This is a genomic window from Halorubrum sp. AJ67, from assembly GCF_000513435.1.
Genome location: NZ_CBVY010000008.1, coordinates 89,500 through 94,737 on the forward strand (window position 1 = coordinate 89,500; position 5,238 = coordinate 94,737).

General features: G+C 69.0%; 5 protein-coding genes, 1 tRNA gene and 3 pseudogenes (1 of these 9 only partly in view). 5 read left to right on the forward strand and 4 right to left on the reverse strand.

Features of this window, described 5'->3' with window-relative positions; translation table 11 throughout:
• Together BN903_RS08645 and BN903_RS08650 are read left to right on the forward strand one after the other, a co-directional pair.
• Positions 1–597, forward strand: a pseudogene (locus BN903_RS08645) (CapA family protein) (it extends 213 nt beyond the left edge of the window).
• Between the two features lie 101 nt (positions 598–698).
• Positions 699–1,721, forward strand: a complete 1,023-nt coding sequence (locus BN903_RS08650; RefSeq protein ID WP_048077363.1) for an NADP-dependent oxidoreductase — start codon at positions 699–701, stop codon at positions 1,719–1,721.
• 88 nt (positions 1,722–1,809) lie between these two features.
• On the opposite strand, the gene BN903_RS08655 is transcribed toward BN903_RS08650, so the two are convergent.
• Both BN903_RS08655 and nth read right to left on the reverse strand, forming a co-directional pair.
• A tRNA-Leu gene (locus BN903_RS08655) sits at positions 1,810–1,894 on the reverse strand.
• Positions 1,895–2,292: 398 nt separating this feature from the next.
• Positions 2,293–2,990, reverse strand: a pseudogene (gene nth / locus BN903_RS08660) (endonuclease III domain-containing protein).
• 111 nt (positions 2,991–3,101) lie between these two features.
• Between nth and BN903_RS08665 the strand changes: the two are divergent.
• The 3 genes from BN903_RS08665 (at position 3,102) to BN903_RS08675 (ending at position 4,190) form a co-directional block, all read left to right on the forward strand.
• Entirely contained in the window at positions 3,102–3,410 is a 309-nt protein-coding gene (locus BN903_RS08665) for a hypothetical protein (protein WP_006628763.1), read from the forward strand.
• Positions 3,411–3,571: 161 nt separating this feature from the next.
• On the forward strand, positions 3,572–3,988 hold the full coding sequence (locus BN903_RS08670) for a hypothetical protein (protein ID WP_048077364.1): 417 nt from the start codon (positions 3,572–3,574) through the stop codon (positions 3,986–3,988).
• Between the two features lie 7 nt (positions 3,989–3,995).
• Complete coding sequence (locus BN903_RS08675) at positions 3,996–4,190, forward strand: helix-turn-helix transcriptional regulator (protein WP_048077365.1); 195 nt, start codon at positions 3,996–3,998, stop codon at positions 4,188–4,190.
• Between the two features lie 18 nt (positions 4,191–4,208).
• Here BN903_RS08675 and BN903_RS08680 read toward each other — a convergent pair whose 3' ends face one another.
• Positions 4,209–4,847, reverse strand: coding sequence for a fibrillarin-like rRNA/tRNA 2'-O-methyltransferase (locus BN903_RS08680; protein WP_048077366.1), 639 nt, complete (start codon positions 4,845–4,847; stop codon positions 4,209–4,211).
• Positions 4,840–5,238: pseudogene (locus BN903_RS08685) on the reverse strand (nucleolar); the annotation flags it as partial. The pseudogene BN903_RS08685 and the gene BN903_RS08680, both read right to left, overlap by 8 nt.

Consider the following 5,238-nt stretch of genomic DNA (forward strand, 5'->3'; position numbering starts at 1 on the left):
GGACTCACCGACCAGTCGACGGCGTTCGCGGCGACGGACGCGGACCCGGGCACCGCGTTCGCGCGGCTCGACCCCTCCGTGCGTGAGACTCGCGCCCTCGTCGGCGACGTGCTCGACCGCGTTGCGGACCTCGATCCGGATCTCGTCGTCGCCTCGCTCCACTGGGGCGCGAACTGGGAGACCGAACCCCGTGCGGTCCACGAGCGGTTCGGTCGGTGGCTTGTCGAGCAGGGGGTCGACGTCGTCCACGGCCACAGCGCGCACGTCCTCCAGGGCGTCGAGGTGTACGAGGGGCGGCCGATCATCTACGACGCGGGCGACTTCGTCGACGACTACCTCGACTACGTCGACCGCGAGGGCGTCCGCAACAAGCGGAGCGCGCTCTTCGAACTCGTCGTCCGCGACGGCGACCTCGACGCCCTCGACGTGGTCCCGACCGCCATCGACGACGAGACCGCCGCGCTGGCGGACGGCGAGGTCGCGGCGTGGGTCCGCGACACCGTCGCCGAGCGCTCAGAAGCGTTCGGCACCGTGGTCGACGGAACCGACGGAGAGCTGGCCGACGGTCGACTGCGGGTTCCGCTCGGCGACGAATAATCCGCCGGGGTCGGTCCCGCCACGGCCTCGGCTTCCTTCCGAATCCCCACCGCGGCTGCTGGGGTCCAAACCCTATTGGGTTCGATGGCTCAAGGGGGACCGTGACGAACACCAACCGCGAGTGGCTTCTCGCCGAACGGCCCGAGGGCGAACCGGACACGGACAGCTTCGAACTGCGCGAGACGGACGTACCGACGCCCGACCCCGGCGAACTCCTCGTCCGAACCCGATTCCTCTCGGTCGACCCGTACATGCGCGGACGGATGCGCGACGTCGAGTCCTACGCGGAGCCGTGGGACGTCGGCGACGCGCTCAAGGGCGGCATCGTCGGCGAAGTGGTCGAAAGCGGGAGCGACGCGTACGACGCCGGCGACCTCGTGACCGGCGAGGGGAAGTGGGCCGACTACGCGACCCTCGACGCCGACGATGTCGCGCCCGTCGACCCGACCGTCGCCGACCCCGAGGCGTACCTCGGCGTGCTCGGCATGCCCGGCCGGACCGCCTACTTCGGCCTGCTGGAGGTCGGTCAGCCAAAGCCCGGCGACACGGTCGTCGTCTCCGGCGCGGCGGGCGCGGTCGGCTCCGTCGTCGGCCAGATCGCGAAGCGAAACGGCTGCCGGGTCGTCGGCTTCGCCGGCAGCGACGAGAAGACCGACTGGCTCACCGACGATCTGGGCTTCGATGCCGCGATCAACTACAAGGCGACAGACGACTACCGCGCCGCGCTCGACGAGGCCGCGCCCGACGGCGTCGACGTGTACTTCGACAACGTCGGCGGCCCGATCACCGACGCCGTGTTCACGCAGTTGAACCTCGACGCCCGCGTCGCGGTCTGCGGACAGATCGCCCACTACAACGACGAGGGCGTTCCGACCGGCCCGCGAAAGCTCCCGCAGATCATCCCCGTGCGAGCCAGAATTGAGGGGCTGCTCGTCGGCGACTTCGCGACCCGGTTCGGCGAGGCGAGCGAGCGGCTGGGTGGGTGGGTCGCGACCGGCGACCTCAAACACCGCGAGACGGTCGTGGAGGGGCTAGAGAACGCGCCCGACGCTTTCCTCGGTCTCTTCTCCGGCGACAACATCGGCAAGCAGGTCGTGCGGGTGTCGAGCGCGGACGAGGAGTAATCGCCGTCTCGGTTCTGAGCGACGTTTTTCGCAAAATCCGCTCCTGCTCCTTCCTTCGTTTTTTCGCTTTACTCGAAAACTCTGTCAGTGCGCGGGACCGGATTTGAACCGGCGGACCCCTACGGGATAGCGTCCTAAGCGCTACGCCTTTGGCCTGGCTCGGCAACCCGCGCGCAACCCAGCGTAGGCGAAACCGAGTCAAGAACCTGACGGACCGCCATCGGCGACACGAGATATCAATGCGGTGGCGCGTGCCTGCGAGCGGTCGCCACCGGCGACCGCGAAGCAGCACCGCGCGAGGGAGTCGCTGGCTCCCGGAGCGAAGCGGAGGGTGCCAGCGACGAGGCTGGGGAGGGTGAGGTGCTGTGCGAGGTGGGACTCAAAGGGGCGGCCGCGAGGGCGAAGACGTGCGACGCAAGGACCGCAGGAGCGAACGGAGTGAGCGACGAGGACCGCAGCGAGCGCATCGAGCCCTCGCGGCCGGGGCTTTGGAGGTGATCACCGTGCGAGCAGTCACTGATAAATGAGCCGCCGAGTCTTCCGAGAAACTCAACACACTCGCAGAAATGTATCAACAGCCCTCGCAGTCGCAGTACGTCTCGCACACGGGGTTGTCGCAGTCGGGGCTCCGGGCCGAACAGAACTCCCGGCCGTGGCGGATCAGGAGGACGTGAAGCGGATAGATCAGCTCGTCCGGGATCTGCTCGTCTAACACCTCGTGGGCCCGCTGGTTCGACGCCGACCCGGGGACCAGCCCGAACCGCTTCGAGACGCGCTCGACGTGGGTGTCGACCGCCATCGTCGGCTTCCCGAAGTGGAAGTTCAAGACGACGCTGGCGGTCTTCGGGCCGACGCCTTTGATCTCCGTGAGCCACGCCTTCGCGTCGTCGGTCGCCATCGCGTCGAGGAACGCAAGCGAGTACGCGCCGCCCGTCTCCTCGCGGATCGCGGCCAGCGCGCGCTGAATCCGGGCGGCCTTCTGGTCGGGAAGCCCCGCCACGCGGATCGTCTCGCGCAGCTCCTCGTGGTCGGCGGCCTCGATGGCCGCGAAGCCGTCGTAGCGCTCGAACAGCGCCTCCGAGGCCCGGGCCGTGTTCTCGTCGGCGACGTTCTGCGAGAGGAATCGTCGTCACCAGCTGGCGGAGCCTCCCCCGGCTCGGCGGTCGGGTCCGCCCCGTGTTCGGCGGCTCGGTCGACCGGCTCGTACAGCGACACGAGGTCGTCGTGAAGCTTCCGGACACGCGTCTCGTCCCACGTCTGCGTCGACATACGGGCGCTACGTGCGCGGGCGACTTCAGGGCGGCGGACGCGCGGGCGAGACCGGCGCACGCGACTCGACGGACGCGGCCGCTTATGTACCCCCACCGACTACCCGTGCCCGTGTACCGAGCGAGCGACCGGGTCGACAACGAGGCGTGGATCGAACTGCTCGACGAAGCGTGCGCCGCGCTCGACCTCGACGAGGAGACGCGCTCGACCGCGGTCGACCTGTTCCTCTCGCGCGCCCCCGACGACGACCGCGGCAAGCGCGTCGCGGCCGCCGCCAGCCTCTACGCTGCCGGGCTGATCCGCGGCGAAGAGCGCTCGCAGTCCGCCGTCGCCGACGCGATGGACGTCTCTCGGCTCTCGGTTCAAAAGCGGTGGAAACCCATTCTCGAAGACGCCGGCTTCTCGCCGCCGTCGTGGTGAGTCTCGGACGCTCACCATCCGTTTTTACTACCCCTCGCACCCGTTTCCGCCAGCGACGGCTCCGATCGCGGCTGTCGCCGATGGATTTAAGACGATGTGTAAAGTCTCCTTTACTGTAAAGCGAGCTTTACACTCGGTCCGCGCTCGCTTTACCCACCACCATGAGCGAACACACTACCCCCGCGACGACTCGACCCTCCACGCGGAAACGGTACAAGCGAATCGCCTACGGACTGCTCGGCGTCGGCATCCTCGCGCTGTGGATCGCCATCGCGCTCGACCGGTTCGTCCTCGGCGTCGCCCTCTACTGGGCCGGCGGTATCGGGATGGGGCTCGTCCAGCGGTTCAGCCCCGTCGACCTGTATGACGAGCGAGACACGACCATCGAGCGCGAGGCCGGCCACTACACGATGAAGGTGTTCGCGTACGTGTTCGTCCTCGGCGCACCCGGCGGACTGGTGTTAGAAGAGAGCGGGATCGTCACGCTCCCGGGCGAGTTCTACGGCTCGATGTGGACGCTGTTCGCGCTCTTCGTCGCGTACGGCGCGTTCGTGATCTACTACAAGTATCGGCTGTGAACCGCACATGAGAAACGACCTCAGCGACCGGCGCGCCGAGACCGGCGAGAGTCAGGCCGACCTCGCCGCTGCGGTCGGCGTGACGCGCCAGACTATCAACGCGATCGAACGCGAGCGCTACGACCCGTCGCTGGAGCTCGCCTTCGATCTGGCCGCCCACTTCGACTGCCGGATCGAAGACCTGTTCGACCCCGAAGAGTGACCGACTGCCGCGGTGCGACTATTTCGGCGTCGCCACGACGCCGAGGTGGTCCTCGTGGTAGCGGTCGAGCCGCCGCGTCTCCAGAATCTCGTACGCCTCGCGGAGCCGGTCGAGCGCCCCGTCGAACACGTCCGCCGGCGCGGCGGTCACGTCCTCGCTGCGCGCCTTGATCGCGAGCAGCAGCCGGCCGTCGTCCGCCAGAAATCGGGCGTTACGCACGGCCACCTCGGCCTGTCCGCGCGTGGCGACGTCCTGAACAACCGCGTCGACGTCGCTCTCGACGACGTGCGCGTACGTCTCCGGCTTCCGGGCGTCCTTCAGCAGCGGGAACAGTCGGTCGCGTGGCTCCGCGGCGTCGAGCAGGTCCCGCGCCGGACGCGGCGCGAACTCGACCGCGTACGTCGGGCCCGCGAAGTCGGCGACGTGACTCACCGTGGTCCCGCTCGCGGCACCGAGGTAGAGGACGGTCTCGCCGCCCGCCAGCCCCGTCTCCAGTCCGAGTTCGAGCATGCCGCCGAGCTTCGAGCGCTCTGGGTCCCACGCGCGCCAGCCGTCTGCGGTCGGCTCGCCGTATACTGGCTCGCCGCGGGTCGCCAGCCGCCGCTCGCCGTCGATCTCTTGGCGCTCGACCCCGTTCGGAAGCGTCGGCTCACTCATCGTCGGTCACCTCCGCTCCGTCGTCGGACGCCGCTCCGTTCTCCTCGCTGTCCGCCCGCGCCCGGATCGTCGCCATCCGCTCGCGGAGGTCGTCGTGGAGTCGCTCCCGACGCTCGCCGGCGTAGTGGTCCGCCCGCGCGCCGAGCGAGAGCTTCCCGGCCAGCGCCCGCGCGGCCGACCCCCGGTCCTCGGGAGGCGTCCCTCGAACGAACTCGTGAGTGTAGATGATCCCGTGTTTCGGCGAGGAGGCTCGTCCCGAGAGGTGCGCGAACAGCGCGTCCTCCGCGCCGAGCACCTGTACCGTCCCGGACGGCTTCTTCGCGAGCGGTTCCAGTCCGCCGGCGAGCGCGATGAGACGCGCGGCCAGTTCCGGGCCAGCCATCTCGGTGAG